Below are 15802 nucleotides of genomic sequence, written 5' to 3' on the forward strand. Positions count from 1 at the left end.
ACGCACTTTGGTTTATTCATTAATAAAAAAGAGTGAGTGTGAATGCCACAGCATCCAGTCAGTGGAATGTTCGCTTATACTTCGTTCAATAATTCCCGGCATTTCGGTTTTCAGCTTTTTGGCCGGCACCGGTTCATGCACCGCTATTTTCAATCCTTTATCGTAATAAAGGTGATAAAAAACGACCTGTGCCGACATCATTCTTGCCAGACGAATAATTCCGCTGTGCAGATGGGCCGGACGGCAAAATATCCGGCACGGAAACTTTTCGCTTTTATCCTTGCTCGCAAAGTTGGTGAAGTCAGGTGTAATGTCAGGAAAGAGAATAATATTTCGCTTATTCTCTGCCGCTTCCATTACCGACGTCATCATATTGCCCGCCAGGGTTTTGTTATTGTCATGAATTGAACAGTAGGTCAGATCGACGCCGCCCAGCTGCCGTTCAGCTTCATCATGCGCATTGGCGCTTCTTGATGTGATGACCGTTGCTTTTCCCGGATACGCCGCCGCGCCCACCATGGTGGAAAGCACGTCTGACACCATGTGCAGCGGTGCCAGAATGACCGGCTGCCCGGCGCGCTGCAACGGCTCAACCACCGCATTCAGCGCCGCCGAACAGGCCGCCAGTTCGCGCAACGCACGGCGGCTTTGCCCGTACGTCACCGCCTGAATCAGCAGCTCGCGACGCCGGGTTTGCCAGATATAATTAAACGTCTTTTTATCATCAAGCAGGCACTTCCTGTTTGAATGGGCGACCGCAGCACGCAGTTTAACCGTGCGTGGCGTCAGCCCCAGAAAGCGCCCGAACCGTGACAAACCAAAAATAATACGGTAATCAATGTGCCGGAATAACAAACAATGCGCCCTGTAACCGATAAGCCGGAGTTTATAGAAAAACCACATCAGCCTGACCGACAGGTTTTTCCAAAACAGAGCGCACCACAGGGCGAAGAATTTCATTATTTCTCCAGCGCCTTGTCATGCTCTAATAATGACAGCAAATTATCAGAGAACGCCGGGAACTCGCGATCCTGAATAGCAACCCATTTTTTATTCACAATAAAGATCGGCGTGGCATTAATATCGTAGTACTGAGTGACTTTCGTCATGTAATCCAGCAGTTCTTTAACTTCAGGCGTCTGGCTGACTTTATTATATTCATCAACGCTGATCTTGTTTTCCTGAAGCCACGCAGTGCGTTTCTCTGCATCACCTAAATCAATTTTGTTTTTGAGCACGGCTTCATAAGCACTCTCGCGGTGCGCCTCTTCAATGCCCATGACCTGAAGTGTCGCAAATACCGGCGCAAAACGTGCCAGCCCGCCCTGGTTGTCGAGGCTGAAATGCAGGCGCACCAGCTTTTTACCTTCCGGCATACGCTTTTCCAGCGCTTCTACGTTCTTTTCATTCAGCGCGCAGAAATGACAGCCGTAAGAGAAAATTTCGATAATATCCTGCCCGTCCTGGATCGGACTTTTTGATAATTTGTCGGCGCTCAGGGAAGTCAGAACCTGCTGTTCTTCCGGGCTGCCGCTATTCTGGTTTAAAACGAAATAATGGAACCAGGCGGTAGTAATAAGCGCTGAAATAACCGCTACAAAAACGGTATAAGCCAGAATGGGGAGTATTCTTTTTTTCATGGGAGGCTTTCATCCTGAAAATTAACGCGATGCTTTGACGGCTCCCTGTTAATAAATACTTTCAATTGTGATTATTCACAGGAGCCAGGTGGGCGTTGTATTACTGCAATACAACGCCCGGTCAGAATAAATATGACTACCTGGATTTATTCCAACTTACAGAGAGAAAATTACTCTCAGCCTACGCTACCGCAGTTGATGATTGCAGCAGCAGTAAAGGTTTTAGTCACAACGCCGTTTTTGTCAGTACAAGTTTTAACAGCGTTACAAACTGTGGCATTACCCACCAGGTTCAGTTCGAAGCTGTTAACGCAAGTAGTGGTGCCGCCAACGATTGTGCTTGCTTCAGTCATGTTGATCTTTTTCATGTGATATCCTTATTTAAGTATCTGTTAAGAGTTAATTGAGCATGACTCACTTTATAAACATGACGTTTATAAATAACGGTTTCCGCCCGGTGCAGGAAATATATTTTCATACTTCCAGAATTCCCCACCGGCTGATGAAATTATTATTTCCAATCAGCTCAGTGGCGAATGCGGCGTATTGTATCGGCGGTTTTTTGATTGAGCAATACACCCCACAGGCGACATTCCACCCAATATTTACGGGCAACTCACAGCGGATACAGGATATTTCTTATTAACTCTTCAGAGCTGAAGATAACAGATAATTTTCACCTAACCCTGAGACAGATCTGGATTAATTTGTTTCCAGGATTTTTCCCGGATAAGTGTAGGAGCACAGGATCCTGCGACGTGAAATTTTTTTAAAATAAATCTCACAAAATCACTTAACTGACTTCGCGGGCAGAAAAACGGAGGGAACGGGCGAGAAATGCAGCGCGGTGGGACGTTTTCCCATCCGCCTTCTGAATTTTGAAAGCGGACGGGCAAACATTCTGAACATCAGAAACCTAACGAATCCAGCAGGTCGTCGACCTGTTCTTGCGAAGCGACAACACCGACGCCGTTGGCGTCGAGTTGCGGGCCGTTAAGCAGACTGTCGTTTTCACGCTTGGCTTTAACCTGCTGCTCAGGAATGTTTTCCATCAGCACCATCAGCAGCTGATTTTCAATTTCCTGAACCACGATCATCATGCGCTTGATCACCTGACCGGTGAGATCCTGGAAGTCCTGCGCCATCATGATTTCCATCAGCTGAGCATTGGTAAAGCTGGTGTGCTCAGGGACTTCTTTCAGGTAGCTGCGGGTATCCGTGACCAGTTCTCGCGCATCCGATAATTCAATCGGGTTCTCGAACCATTCATCCCAGCGCTTATCCAGCTTTTTCGCGCCAGACTCCAGTTTGTTCTGGCGTGGCTGTGCGGCTTCAACGCTGTTCAGGGCGCGTTCTGCGGCCTGAGCGGTCATAGTGACGACGTAATCCAGACGGTCGCGCGCGTCAGGAATGGCTTCAGCCGCCTGAGCAATGGCCTGATCCAGGCCAAGTTCACGCATGCTGTCACGCAACATACGGGTCAGTTGCCCAATGCGGGCGATAATCTCGCCCGCGGTTGCCGCATCATTTGCAGGCATTGGTATCTCTGCCATAAATCAGCTCCTACATGCCCAGTTTTTCGAAGATTTTGCCCAGTTTTTCTTCCAACGTGGCCGCAGTGAAAGGTTTCACAACATAACCACTGGCACCGGCCTGTGCGGCTGCCACAATGTTTTCTTTCTTCGCTTCTGCCGTCACCATCAGCACCGGCAGTTTGGCTAATGCGCCATCAGCGCGGATGGTTTTCAGCAGATCCAGACCGTCCATGTTTGGCATGTTCCAGTCGGATACCACGAAGTCAAAACCACCGGCACGCAGTTTGTTCAGTGCATCGACACCATCTTCCGCTTCTTCAACGTTGTTGAAGCCCAGCTCTTTCAGCAGGTTGCGCACGATACGACGCATGGTAGAGAAATCGTCAACTACCAGAAATCTCAGATTTGGATCGGCCATGTTTTATCTACTCCTAAGGTTTGGTGCTAAGCCGCGAGGCTGAAAAATTAAATACGTAATGCCTGACCGGCTGATATTTGTGCCAGCATCCGCTGACTGATTTGACTGAGATCCACCACTTCGTTTACGCCACCGGTCGCGATAGCCTCACGAGGCATACCGAATACCACACAGCTGGCTTCGTTTTGTGCAAGGGTATACGCCCCTGCGCGGTGCATCTCCAGCATGCCGGCGGCCCCGTCATTGCCCATTCCCGTCAGGATCACCCCAACGGCATTGCGTCCGGCATACTGCGCCACCGAACGGAATAACACGTCGACCGATGGACGATGGCGGTTCACCGCCGGCCCGTCGTTCAACTTAACCTGATAGTTGGCGCCACTGCGCGCCAGTTCCATATGTCTGTCGCCCGGTGCGATATACGCATGGCCCGGCAGAACGCGCTCGCCGTCCTCGGCCTCTTTCACGGTGATCTGACACAGTTTGTTCAGACGTTCGGCAAAAGAGCGCGTAAAACCCGGCGGCATATGTTGCGTAATCATCAGCGCCGGACAGGTCGGCGGCAGCGGCTGCAACACGTGGCGAATGGCTTCGGTGCCGCCGGTAGACGACCCGATGGCAATCAGCTTTTCACTGCTCAGAAGCGGCGTATGGCTGAGAATGCGTGGCTGCTCAACGTTGACGTTTTTGTTGAGACGCGCTTTTGACGCCGTGCGGATCTTATCGGCAATCATTTCGCTGTAGGCCAGCATCCCTTCACGAATACCGAGCTGCGGTTTAGTGACGAAATCGATCGCCCCCAGTTCCAGTGCGCGCAGCGTAATTTCCGAGCCTTTACCGGTCAGCGACGACACCATCACCACCGGCATCGGGCGCAGACGCATCAGTTTTTCCAGAAAATCCAGGCCGTCCATGCGCGGCATTTCGACATCCAGCGTCAGAACATCCGGATTGAATTTCTTGATCAGATCGCGCGCGACCAGCGGATCAGGCGCGGTCGCCACCATTTCCATATCCGGATGGCTGTTGATGATTTCCGTCATCAGCTGACGCATTAACGCCGAGTCATCGACGCTCAACACTCTGATTTTATTCATTACCTCTCCTTGGCGAGGCCGTAGACGGTCTGGCCGCGCAAATAAAATTCCCGGCTGATTTGGCTGAAGTTTTCGGAGTGTCCGGCAAACATCAGGCCACCCGGTTTAAGTAACGGAACAAATCGGCGTAAAATTTTCTCCTGTGTTTCTTTATCGAAATAAATCATCACATTACGACAGAAAATTGCATCAAACGGACCGTTCAGCTGCCATTGGTTTGCCAGCAAATTCAGCTGCTGGAAAGCCACCATCTGCGCCAGTTCAGGGCGTACACGCACCAGGCCACTGTGCGGGCCGGTGCCTTTGAGGAAGAATTTCTGTAACTGCTGCGGGCTGAGCGTGCGCAGCTCTTCCAGCCGGTAAACGCCCGCCGTGGCTTTTTCAAGCACCTGCGTGTCGATATCGCTGGCCTGAATGCGGCAGTTTGCCATCCGCGGCCCCAGCGCTTCGCTTAGCGTCATGGCGATGGAATACGGCTCTTCACCGGTCGATGCCGCCGTACTCCAGACGCTGTAATTATTCGGACGCGAACGGGCATGCTCCGCCAGAATCGGGAAGTGATGCGCCTCGCGGAAAAATGCCGTCAGGTTGGTGGTCAGCGCATTGATAAACGCCTGCCACTCCGGGCTATTGCTGTCACTTTCCAGCAAAGCCATGTAACTGCTGAAGTCATTAAGCCCGAGGATCCGCAACCGCCGGACGAGGCGGTTGTAGACCATTTCGCGTTTATGGTCCGCCAGTACAATTCCCGCCCGCTGATAAATCAGCTCACTGATCCGGCGGAAATGCGTATCTGACAGCGGTAAACGCTGGATCATCTGTGCCATGATCGAGGAGTTATCAGCACTCATTGGCGAGCCTGGTTGATTCATGGTGCAGCTCCATTAATGGACAGGTGGTGTGACGGAAACCCCATTGACGCTTCATCCCAATTAGCCTGTCAGAAGGTTTCCCAGTTATCTGCCGAACCCGCTCGCGCGGTGGCCGGAAGTAACGTGGGTTGAGCCACCTGGCGTGGTGTAAAGGCCTGCGACTGGCCACTGCGGCGTTGCAACACGCCTTCGGTGGTGGCAAGGCGGAACACCGATACTGCGCGGGTCAGATTCTCAGATTCAATTTCAAGCGCGTGCGTGGAAGCAGCAGCCTGCTGAACCAGCGCGGCGTTTTGCTGAGTCACCTGATCCATTTGTGTCACGGCAATCGAAACCTGCTCGATTCCGCGGCTTTGTTCGTCTGACGCCGAGGCGATTTCGCCCATGATGTCGGTGACGCGTGTCACGGCGCGCACGATGTCATCCATCGTGTTACCGGCGGATTCCACCAGAACAGAACCCTGACTGACGCGGCTGACAGATTCATCAATCAGCGCCTTAATTTCTTTGGCCGCCTGCGCACTGCGCTGTGCCAGGCTGCGAACTTCACCGGCCACGACCGCAAATCCGCGACCCTGCTCACCGGCACGCGCCGCTTCGACTGCGGCGTTCAGCGCCAGAATGTTGGTCTGGAAAGCAATGCCGTCAATCACGCTGGTGATGGCGCTGATTTTCTTCGAGCTTCCGGCGATATCATTCATGGTTCTCACCACGTTACCGGTCAGTTCGCCGCCTTTTTCTGCGGTGTTGGAGGCATCGCGCGCCAGCTGTGTGGCCTGACGGGCATTCTCGGCGTTCTGTTTCACGGTCGCGGTCAGCTCTTCCATGCTGGCAGCGGTTTCTTCCAGCGCCGAAGCCTGCTGCTCGGTGCGTGAAGACAAATCGGTGTTACCGGCAGCAATGCCTTTCAGGCCGGAGAACATGGTGTCAGCGCCATGACGCACGGTGCGGACGGTTTCGGCCAGCGACTGCTGCATCTGTTGCAGGCTTTCGAGCATCACTTTAATTTCGTAGCGCCCTTCTACCGTGATGGGCGCGGAGATATCCCCGGCACCGATACGGTCAAAGTGGCCGCGCATGATGGTCAGCGGAGTGAACAGAATGCGACGGGTGACGACCAGCGCCAGCGCCGTCAGAACCAGCAACAGCACGGTAACGATGGTGGTGTTAATCATCACGCTCTGATAAGAATCCGTAGTTTGCGTTTGCGCCTGCTGGAAACGTCCGCCCACATAAGCGGTGTAATTACCGACTTCTTTCTGGAACAAATCCTGATACTTCTGCGTCGGGCTGGCGAGGAATCCGTCCATGTCGCCGCGCGATAACGAATCAATCAGAACCTGCAACATACCGTGCAGCGCTTCGTAGCTGGCTTTATTCACGGTCGTCAGTTCAGCGGCTTTTTCAGTTCTGCGCGGCAGAGCCAGGAAAGCAGCGTAAGAATCTTCAGCACTTTTCAGGCTGTTTTTAGCGTCACCCATCAGCTGCGTTACGGTGTCCTGCGGCTGTTTCAGCGCCAGACGCGTCGCCGCACGGTTCAGGGTATTACGGGTTTGCAGCAAATATGACCAGGTCTGGCTGAGCGCATCACGCTGTTCGGCGGTGTTTGATATCTGCTCAAAATTTAATTTATCCGTGTGGGCAGCTTGCAGCGATAAACCGCTACTGACCAGTTGCATAACGAAAAACACTAACAACAACAAAAACATGCAGGTGGACACACGGATGTGCTTAAACATGGATAACCTCGTTGGGTGACAGCCCTGACCGTCACCCTCTTTCTTATATAATTATGCGATGTACGTGACTCAGAAGGTTTCCCAGTTTTCGGTTAAATCTGTACTTTGCGCTCCACCTGAACCGGCTTTAGAACCTGAAAGGTTCGGAGTCAACAGAGGCAGTCTTGCCGAAGTGCCCGGGTTCTGGCGCACGCTGTTATTTGCGGTCTGACTCAGCGTAAACACCGCCACAGATTGCGTCAGCAGGCTTGCCTGCTCTTCCAGGGCCGCCGAAGCGGACGCGGATTCTTCAACCAGTGAGGCGTTCTGCTGCGTCACCCGATCCATTTCAGTGATAGCTTGTGCGACCTGCTCAATCCCGCGGCTCTGTTCATCAGAAGCCGAGGTGATTTCGCCCATAATGTCAGTCACACGCGTAACGGCGTTCACCATGTCTTGCATGGTTTCACCGGCACTTTCGGCCAGCACTGAACCGGTATTAATACGGCTGACAGAATCATCAATCAGCCCTTTAATTTCTTTTGCTGCCTGCGCGCTGCGCTGTGCCAGCGTACGCACTTCACCGGCAACGACCGCAAACCCGCGGCCCTGTTCACCTGCACGGGCGGCTTCTACGGCGGCGTTCAGCGCCAGAATGTTGGTCTGGAACGCAATCCCGTCGATCACACCGGTAATGTCGGTGATTTTCTTCGAGCTGCTGGCGATGTCATTCATGGTATCGACCACGTTTGCCACCACTTTCCCGCCCTTCTGTGCAGTTTCAGACGCGCTCAGTGCCAGCTGGCTGGCCTGACGGGCGTTTTCGGCATTCTGTTTCACCGTTGCGGTCAGCTGTTCCATGCTGGCTGCGGTTTCTTCCAGCGCGGACGCCTGTTGCTCGGTGCGCGAAGACAAATCGCTGTTACCGGCAGAAATTTCGCTCGCCCCGCTGTAAATGGCATCTGCGCCGTGACGCACGCCGGACACGGTGCGAATCAGTTCGTCCTGCATGTACTTGAGACTATCGGCAAGCTGGCCGATTTCATTACGGCTTTTCACGACTATTTCGTGCGTCAGGTCACCGGTTGCAATTTTGCGGATGGTCTCGACAATATTTTTCAGCGGATGGACCAGAATTTTCTGCACGCCCAACCAGGCCAGAACCATGAAAATAATCAGCACAGCCAGCACGGTGCCCAGCATCCACAAGGCGTGGGTGAAGGAGTTATCGCTGATCTGAACGGCGTCGTTGTACAGGCGATCGTTCTGATCGATATACGTGACGAAGGCTTTTTCGAAGTTGTCCTGATACTGCTGTGTCGGTTGTTCGAAGAAATCATTGATACGGCCCAGACCAATCAGTTCGATCAGTTCAGAAAGCGCGTCGTGCAGAACCTGATATTGCTTTTTAGCATCTGCCGCGTATTCCGGGTTCTGGCTGGCATCGACAGGAATTTTTTGATAATTGGCAAAATGCTGATCGGCGATTTGCAGATCTTTCGTCGCGGTATCAATCAGCTCCTTCACCGTCGCGCCACTGCCCATCTGGTTAGCGTCAAGCATGAAACGGATACCCGCACGGTTAAGCGTATTGCGGGTTTGCAGCAGGTAAATCCAGCTGGCGTTGAATTCCGCCTGTTGTAAACGGATTTGCTGCGAAGTGGTGAAATTGTCTTTGTCTGTCTTTAAGGATTTAAAGAACAGGCCGCCGGATACCAACTGTAAAGCACCGAAGACCACCAGTAAGATCACGATACCCGTGACCACTTTCATACGGTTGAACATGTTGTTCCTTTTTAAATGGGAAATATCTGGAATGGTTATCGGCAGAAAAGGAGGGAACTTTATGTGATCGGGTTCAAAAGATTTTGGGGGGAGAATGGGATCAGGCGACAGTGGCGACAAAACTCTTTAAAAGCGCAATACGCTGTGCATCAGGCTCGACCAGGAGATCGTTGTGGATCATCAGCACCACGCCTTTCAGCAATTCGGTGGTGTTGTCGATTTGGGAAAGGCCTTTGAGTTTTTCAATATCATTGCCAATTTCACGCCCCTTCAGCGAAAGGCGTTTATTAGCCAGACCGGTCGCCAGTTCTGACGTCAGCAAAGTCACCAGACGCACAGCGGCCTCAGGGTCTGAGGCCAGCTGATGAATATAATATTTCAGCAGCAAAGGCACAAAGTCAGGCGTTGCACCTAACTCCGCACTCGCCAGATTTAACAGGTCAATCATATGCGCAGGCACACGGCTTTCCACGGCTTTGCGTTGTACCTGAAGCTGCTTTTTAATGGCGGGCACGGACTGAAAAGGGATCACCGCAACGTTGCCACAGGTTTTACACACGCCCGCGATGATATTTTTGACGATCCCGCTGCCGTCATCAAACGGCACATCGCGCAGCTGATAGCTGACCATCCGAAAAGCCTCACACATTCCGCACTCGGCTTTTTCTTCATCCCCAACTTTACAAATAATCATAATTTCCCTTAATGATGAACGCTGATAAAAACGCTGTTAGGTTCTGCAAAATACCATTTGATGTACCAGTTAACCCCGGAATACCAGAGACTAATAATGTGGACATCAATACTGCTATCCAGGTGGTGAGTACGTCGCTGGTAATGTTTCCCGGCTGCCAGGCTGATTACCCTCTCCAATTCCTGCGCACTCACATCTCCAGTGCTTAAAAGATTTTTGAGACAAATTCCCCGCCTCGCAGCAAATCTGACTTGTCCGTTCTTCAAACACTCGATCACTTTCCCTTTGATCTCTCTGAAACTCATGTGGCCTCAATGTACGCCAGTTGTCGTACTTAATCAAACTCTCATTTTGCACCACGCTGATATCCGTGAGGCCCCGTATTACGGGCGGATAACACCCTATCTGACAAAAAGATGCACCGGTTAAATGATTATTTTTCAGGCAAATGGAAGGCGCTACGCAAAGTGCGCTGCAAGAAATGCAGCGCTGATTTTAAATGTCAGTACGGCTCGCAAGATGCGGTTTTACGCCGCCTCCTCACGTTAAACAGCAAATAGCTTGCCAGCGCCAGTGCCCAGACGCCGGTTGCGCCGTACAGCAAAACACCGGAAAAACCTTCTGTCAGTGCCTGCGCTGCTATATCGCCAGCAAGCAAAACTTCGCTGCCACCGGCGATGTGTTCGGCGATTGCCGGTAAATTCTCTGCGGCGGGCAATAATGCTTTCAGGCTGGTGGCGATGCCCGTGACCAGCAGGCTTCCCATCAGCGCAATGTTGATTGCCAGCGTGATAAGCCGCGCGCTGATATCAATGCCCGACGCCATTCCTGCGCGGTCGCCGGGGACGGAACCGGTTGTCGTGTTGGTCACCGGCGTATTGGTCAGGCCCAGCGCAGCACCGGCAATCAGTGCGCCCGGCAGCAGGCTGGTGTGCGTTACGACGGCGATATTCATCAGCATAAACCCCGCGCCGATAGTGAATAAACCCAGCGGGATCAGCCGCGCCGCGCCGAATCTGGCGGTCAGCTTTTCGCCCAGCGGCGGCATCAGCAGCGTCGGTAAGGTGTACGCAAGAAGCGCCAGCCCGGTCGCCACGCTGGTATAGCCCAGCCCGCTCTGATAATAAACCGGAAGATAAATCATCAGCGGCCAGAAGCTGAAATTCATGCCCACAGACCCCATCAGCGCGCCGGAAAATGGCCGGATGCGGAACACCGAAAAATCAAACATCGGGTGCGGATGACGTTTCTCCGTCCAGACAAACAGCGCCGCACTCAGCGCCGTCACCGCAATGATGCTGCGCGCCAGCGTGCTTTCCCAGCCCAGACTGCTGCCCTGCGTAATCAGATACGTCGCGCCCATCACTGTCACCGAAAGCGTCAGCAATCCCCCGAGATCGAGTTTTTTGACCTGCCCGTCGCGGGATTCCACCACGTTGTTCAGCGCCAGAATCAGCGTGATCACCGCGATAAAACAGTGCACCAGAAATACCCACTGCCAGCTAAGCCACGCCACCAGAAGCGCGCCGATAATCGGCCCGAATCCCAGCCCGAAACCGAAGGTAATTCCCCACGCGGCGAATGCCTGGCTGCGCGCCTTGCCCTGCGGAAATTGCGTGGAAAGAATCGCGATGAGACACGTCAGCATCGCGCCGCCGCTCAGGCCCTGAAGGAAACGTCCGGCAATCAGCCACGCGGCGCTGCCGGATAATCCGCACATCAGCGACGTCAGCCCGAACGCGGTGATACTAATGATGAAAACGCGTTTGCGTCCAAAACGGTCGGCCAGCGTGCCGGTTGCCATCAGCACGGTTGTACAGGCCAGCGTGTACGCGTTCATTATCCACTGAAGTTCGCGGAAACTGGCGTGCAGCTGTGCTTCAAGAACCGGCGAGATAACCGGTACGCTGGAGATTTCCAGCCCTGACATCAGGGCGGCGAGGCACACAGCCATCAGTGCCAATGTGTTTTTCATGCGTAAATCCTGCAAACGTTGAGAGGCGTTCAGCATGTAAGATTGGCGGCGCAGTGGAAATCAGCGGATATGCCATGTATCGTCAAGATCATGCCAAACTAACGGTGACCTGTTATGCAAAAAATCGAAGCAACACGCGTTTCTGCGCCGCAAAACCGGCGGCTGGTTTTGCTCGCCTACGAATGTTTGTGCACGTTTGAATTTGGGACAGCGGTCGAGGCGTTTGGCCGCGCCGATGAACTGACCGGCGAACCGTTGTACGAGTTGTCCGTCGCGTCAGTTGAGGAAGGCACATTTGGCGCACAGGGCGGCGTCCGTTTGGTGGTAGATGGCGGGCTGGAACTGCTCGAAGGCGCGGGCACGATTGTCATCCCCGGCTGGCGCAGCGTACACGAACCGGCACCGGCGCGGCTTATTGAAGCGTTGCAAAAAGCACACAACAGCGGCACGCGGATTGTGTCGATTTGCGCAGGCAGTTTTGTGCTCGGCGCTGCCGGTTTGCTCGACGGAAAACGTGCCACCGCGCACTGGAACAGCACCGAGATTCTGGCGCAAAAATTCCCCAAAGTGCAGGTCGAGCACGGCATGATTTACGTCGATGAAGGCAGCATTATCACCTCTGCGGGCGGCGCGGCCGGTGTCGATTTATGCCTGCATCTCATCCGTCGCGATTACGGGATAGAAGTCGCCAACCGCACCGCCCGCCGGATGGTGACGCCACCAATGCGCGAAGGGAATCAGGCGCAACTTATCCAGCAACCGGTGCCGCTGCGGCAGACCAAAACGCTCGCGCCGCTGCTCGATGATTTACGCAGCCATCTCAATACGCCGATGGTGATTGAACAACTTGCCGTTCAGGTGGGAATGAGCCGCCGCACATTTTTGCGTCGTTTTCACGATGCAACCGGCACTACGCCGGGCGAATGGATGCTGACCGTCCGGCTGGAAAAAGCCTGCGCGTTGCTTGAAAGCGGGAAGATGAGCGTTGACCGCGTCGCAGAACAAGCCGGTTTCGGTTCACCCGAAACACTGCGCCACCACTTCCGGCAACGGCTTAACACGACACCGACACGCTGGCGGAAAGAATTTAGCGGGAGAGATTTGGTGGGTTGATTCAGGATGGAGTCGTCTGCTAAACCCCATCCCGACCTTACCCTTTGCAGGTGGAGGAGCAAACAACTCGTTGTTATCTTTCAAAAGATGAAATGGCGCGCTCAAAATCTTGCTGAACGGAGCGGCCTGAAGACCTGAGGCTTCAGGACCGAGAGAAGGAACCGCGCAGCGGCAAGATTTGCGCCACCCGCCGATGTGGCGGAACATGTCCGTCGTTCCAGCGGCAGCGCGCAGTGAGAAAAACGCAGGATTGTTAAGGGGCGCGTTTACGCCCCTTAACCCGGTGTGGGCCGACGCCCACGGTTTTGGCCTTGACCCTGACGTTCAAAGACTTAGATCTTCGTTACCGAATCAACCAGCGCCATTTCTTCACTGCTCAGCAGCTTCTCGATATCCACCAGAATCAGCATACGATCGCCCAGCGAACCCAACCCGGTCAGGTATTCGGTCGACATGGTGACGGCAAACTCCGGCGCAGGACGGATCTGATCCTGGCTCAGTGACAGCACGTCAGAAACGCCATCAACCACAATCCCGACCACGCGGTTTTCAAAGTTGAGGACGATCACCACGGTGTTTTCGTTGTAAATCACATCTTCCTGAGCGAACTTCACACGTAGGTCGAGGATCGGCACGATCACGCCGCGCAAGTTGGTGACGCCTTTAATAAATGCCGGGGTGTTGGCAATGCGGGTTACCTGGTCGTAACCGCGGATTTCCTGCACTTTCAGGATATCGATGCCGTATTCTTCATCGCCTAAAGTAAAGATCAGGAATTCCTGACCTACCGTTTCGCCCGCAATTTTAGACACGGTTGCAAGTCCTGCCATGTTGTTCACCTTTGCTTTTTATCTTTAAATCGGCCTGAGTTTTTCACACCCGGCGACGGTTCAGGTCGCCGGAAGCTTTGCTTATTATGCGGCGGTTGCGCCTGTTGCTAATTTATCGCGGTTGAGCGACTGCAAGGCCGACACATCCACAATCAGCGCCACGCTGCCGTCGCCCAAAATGGTGGCGGCTGAAATGCCCGGCACTTTGCGATAGTTGCTTTCCAGGTTTTTCACCACCACCTGGTGCTGACCAATCAGCTGATCAACCAGCAACGCATAACGACGCCCTGCACTTTGTAAAATCACCACGATGCCCTGCGTCGCCTCGGTTTTCGCGTCTTTAACATCGAAGACGTTATAAAGCTCAACCAGCGGCAGATATTCGCCGCGCACTTGCAGAACGCGCTCGCCACCGGCCAGCGGGTGTAAATCTTCCGACAGCGGTTGCAGCGATTCCATCACCGCATTCAGCGGCAGGATGAAGACTTCTTCACCGACTTTTACTGACATGCCGTCGAGGATAGCCAGCGTCAGCGGCAGCAGGATGCGGATAGTAGTGCCTTTACCTTGCTGGGAATGGATTTCAACGTGACCGCCCATTTCCTGAATGTTTCGTTTCACCACGTCCATGCCCACGCCACGGCCTGAAACGTCGGTGACTTTTTCTGCCGTCGAGAACCCGGCGGCAAAGATCAGCATGCCGACTTCTTCGTCACTCATGTTGTCGTTGACGTTCATGCCCTGCGACGCAGCTTTCGCCAGAATACGTTCGCGGTTAAGGCCAGCACCGTCATCGATCACTTCTATGCAGATGTTGCCGCCCTGATGTTCCGCGGACAGCGTCAGGTTACCGGTCGCGTCTTTGCCGTTGGCGATACGCACTTCCGGTGTTTCCACACCGTGGTCGAGGCTGTTACGCACCAGATGCGTTAACGGGTCGATAATGCGTTCGATTAGGCTCTTATCGAGTTCGGTCGAGCTGCCCAGCAACGTCAGTTCAATTTGTTTGTTCAGCTTGCTCGCCAGATCACGCACCAGACGCGGGAAGCGGCTGAACACGAATTCCATCGGCATCATACGAATCGACATCACCGATTCCTGCAAATCGCGGGCATTACGTTCCAGCTGCCCCATGCTGTTGAGCAGGTCGCTGTGGATCACCGGATCCAGCAGGTCAGAACGCTGTGCCAGCATGGACTGGGTGATGACCAATTCGCCCACCAGGTTGATGAGCTGATCCACTTTTTCAACCGCAACGCGGATGCTGGTGGATTCCGGCGCTTTTGGCGCACGGGCTTTTGCCACTTCGGTGTTCGGCACGGCGGTCAGCACCGGCGCCGAACGCGGCGCGGCCGGAACCGGTGCAGCTTCAGCGACAACAGGTACAGCCGCTGGCGTTTCGACAACCGCAGGTGCCGCCGCGGCGGCATGTGTGAAGCTGATTTGTTCCGGTTCGAGCACGAAGCACAGAACCGCAATAATGTCGTCTTCGGTCACGGTGGTGACCAGCGTCGCTTCCACGCTGTCTGCGGTCTGAACCGGATCTTTGATTTCGCCAAGATTACCCAGTTCTTCCAGCATGACCTGAACTTCCTGGGCTTTCAGACCGGAGAGGCGTACGCGCAGGTCGCCTTTGCCTGCGGCAGGTGCGGCAGGTGCAGCTTCCGCGGCATTCGCCGCCGGGGCAGATTCGACGACGTGAAGATCCGGAGCAGGCTCCCGCTCTTGTTGCGCGTCGAGGGCCAGTTGTCTCAGGGCCGCACAGATGTATTCAAAGCTTTCTGCATCGGGATCCCGGGATGATTTATAGGCGTCGAGTTGCTCCTGCATAATGTCTTTTGTTTCCAGAAACAGGTTGATGATGTCGGTGCTCAGGCTCATTTCAGCACGACGAGCACCGTCGAGCAGGTTTTCCAGTAAGTGAGTCGTTTCCTGCAAAACCGTAAATCCAAAGGTCGCTGCGCCACCCTTGATTGAGTGCGCGGCGCGGAAAATCGCGTTGAGCTGCTCAATATCGGGCGCTTGCGGATCAAGCAACAACAGATGTTGTTCCATGTCCGCCAGCAACTCGTCTGCTTCATCAAAAAATGTCTGATAAAAATCAGTAATATCCATGCTCACGTGA

At 53.7% G+C, this 15802-nt stretch carries 14 protein-coding genes; 1 reads left to right on the forward strand and 13 read right to left on the reverse strand.

Annotated elements, in window-relative coordinates:
- Positions 1-12 precede the first annotated feature (12 nt).
- From IV433_RS12470 to IV433_RS12520, 11 genes are all read right to left on the reverse strand, one after another.
- Entirely contained in the window at positions 13-960 is a 948-nt protein-coding gene (locus tag IV433_RS12470; RefSeq protein ID WP_195814586.1) for a lysophospholipid acyltransferase family protein, read from the reverse strand.
- Positions 960-1640, reverse strand: coding sequence for a DsbA family protein (locus tag IV433_RS12475; protein WP_195814585.1), 681 nt, complete (start codon positions 1638-1640; stop codon positions 960-962). Before IV433_RS12475 ends, IV433_RS12470 begins: the two co-directional genes overlap by 1 nt.
- A 176-nt stretch (positions 1641-1816) precedes the next feature.
- Entirely contained in the window at positions 1817-2008 is a 192-nt protein-coding gene (locus IV433_RS12480) for a DUF4762 family protein (protein WP_104922336.1), read from the reverse strand.
- A gap of 540 nt (positions 2009-2548) precedes the next feature.
- Positions 2549-3193 (reverse strand): protein phosphatase CheZ, encoded by a 645-nt coding sequence (gene cheZ / locus IV433_RS12485; protein WP_104922337.1) that lies wholly within the window; start codon positions 3191-3193, stop codon positions 2549-2551.
- A gap of 10 nt (positions 3194-3203) precedes the next feature.
- Positions 3204-3593 (reverse strand): chemotaxis response regulator CheY, encoded by a 390-nt coding sequence (gene cheY, locus IV433_RS12490; protein WP_104922338.1) that lies wholly within the window; start codon positions 3591-3593, stop codon positions 3204-3206.
- 47 nt (positions 3594-3640) lie between these two features.
- Positions 3641-4690 carry a protein-glutamate methylesterase/protein-glutamine glutaminase gene (locus tag IV433_RS12495; RefSeq protein WP_152325862.1) on the reverse strand — a complete coding sequence of 350 codons (1050 nt, stop codon included), beginning with the start codon at positions 4688-4690 and terminating at the stop codon, positions 3641-3643.
- Positions 4690-5562 carry a protein-glutamate O-methyltransferase CheR gene (cheR, locus tag IV433_RS12500; RefSeq protein WP_195814584.1) on the reverse strand — a complete coding sequence of 291 codons (873 nt, stop codon included), beginning with the start codon at positions 5560-5562 and terminating at the stop codon, positions 4690-4692. Before cheR ends, IV433_RS12495 begins: the two co-directional genes overlap by 1 nt.
- A 68-nt stretch (positions 5563-5630) precedes the next feature.
- Positions 5631-7301 (reverse strand): methyl-accepting chemotaxis protein, encoded by a 1671-nt coding sequence (locus IV433_RS12505; protein WP_195814583.1) that lies wholly within the window; start codon positions 7299-7301, stop codon positions 5631-5633.
- 69 nt (positions 7302-7370) lie between these two features.
- Positions 7371-9065, reverse strand: coding sequence for a methyl-accepting chemotaxis protein (locus tag IV433_RS12510; protein ID WP_195814582.1), 1695 nt, complete (start codon positions 9063-9065; stop codon positions 7371-7373).
- Between the two features lie 100 nt (positions 9066-9165).
- Positions 9166-9759, reverse strand: a complete 594-nt coding sequence (locus tag IV433_RS12515; protein ID WP_195814581.1) for a hypothetical protein — start codon at positions 9757-9759, stop codon at positions 9166-9168.
- A gap of 502 nt (positions 9760-10261) precedes the next feature.
- A complete protein-coding gene (locus IV433_RS12520) occupies positions 10262-11734 on the reverse strand; it encodes an MFS transporter (RefSeq protein ID WP_195814580.1) in 1473 nt (490 codons plus the stop codon).
- Positions 11735-11848: 114 nt separating this feature from the next.
- On the opposite strand from IV433_RS12520, the gene IV433_RS12525 reads away from it, so the two are divergent.
- Complete coding sequence (locus tag IV433_RS12525) at positions 11849-12847, forward strand: helix-turn-helix domain-containing protein (RefSeq protein ID WP_195814579.1); 999 nt, start codon at positions 11849-11851, stop codon at positions 12845-12847.
- Between the two features lie 332 nt (positions 12848-13179).
- On the opposite strand, the gene cheW is transcribed toward IV433_RS12525, so the two are convergent.
- Positions 13180-13677 carry a chemotaxis protein CheW gene (gene cheW / locus IV433_RS12530; RefSeq protein WP_095922337.1) on the reverse strand — a complete coding sequence of 166 codons (498 nt, stop codon included), beginning with the start codon at positions 13675-13677 and terminating at the stop codon, positions 13180-13182.
- An 84-nt stretch (positions 13678-13761) separates the two neighbouring features.
- The gene (cheA, locus tag IV433_RS12535; protein ID WP_229893384.1) at positions 13762-15792 is read right to left on the reverse strand and encodes a chemotaxis protein CheA; all 2031 of its coding nucleotides are present in this window, start codon (positions 15790-15792) and stop codon (positions 13762-13764) included.
- Between the last annotated feature and the right edge of the window lie 10 nt (positions 15793-15802).

Origin of the sequence: Rahnella laticis, from assembly GCF_015644585.1 — a bacterium.
Classification (GTDB): domain Bacteria; phylum Pseudomonadota; class Gammaproteobacteria; order Enterobacterales; family Enterobacteriaceae; genus Rahnella; species Rahnella laticis.

Coding starts and splice junctions, on each gene's coding strand:
- IV433_RS12470 (WP_195814586.1), bottom strand. CDS start 960: ATGAAATTCTTCGCCCTGTGGTGCGCTCTGTTTTGGAAAAACCTGTCG.
- IV433_RS12475 (WP_195814585.1), bottom strand. CDS start 1,640: ATGAAAAAAAGAATACTCCCCATTCTGGCTTATACCGTTTTTGTAGCG.
- IV433_RS12480 (WP_104922336.1), bottom strand. CDS start 2,008: ATGAAAAAGATCAACATGACTGAAGCAAGCACAATCGTTGGCGGCACC.
- cheZ (WP_104922337.1), bottom strand. CDS start 3,193: ATGGCAGAGATACCAATGCCTGCAAATGATGCGGCAACCGCGGGCGAG.
- cheY (WP_104922338.1), bottom strand. CDS start 3,593: ATGGCCGATCCAAATCTGAGATTTCTGGTAGTTGACGATTTCTCTACC.
- IV433_RS12495 (WP_152325862.1), bottom strand. CDS start 4,690: ATGAATAAAATCAGAGTGTTGAGCGTCGATGACTCGGCGTTAATGCGT.
- cheR (WP_195814584.1), bottom strand. CDS start 5,562: ATGAATCAACCAGGCTCGCCAATGAGTGCTGATAACTCCTCGATCATG.
- IV433_RS12505 (WP_195814583.1), bottom strand. CDS start 7,301: ATGTTTAAGCACATCCGTGTGTCCACCTGCATGTTTTTGTTGTTGTTA.
- IV433_RS12510 (WP_195814582.1), bottom strand. CDS start 9,065: ATGTTCAACCGTATGAAAGTGGTCACGGGTATCGTGATCTTACTGGTG.
- IV433_RS12515 (WP_195814581.1), bottom strand. CDS start 9,759: ATGATTATTTGTAAAGTTGGGGATGAAGAAAAAGCCGAGTGCGGAATG.
- IV433_RS12520 (WP_195814580.1), bottom strand. CDS start 11,734: ATGAAAAACACATTGGCACTGATGGCTGTGTGCCTCGCCGCCCTGATG.
- IV433_RS12525 (WP_195814579.1), top strand. CDS start 11,849: ATGCAAAAAATCGAAGCAACACGCGTTTCTGCGCCGCAAAACCGGCGG.
- cheW (WP_095922337.1), bottom strand. CDS start 13,677: ATGGCAGGACTTGCAACCGTGTCTAAAATTGCGGGCGAAACGGTAGGT.
- cheA (WP_229893384.1), bottom strand. CDS start 15,792: ATGGATATTACTGATTTTTATCAGACATTTTTTGATGAAGCAGACGAG.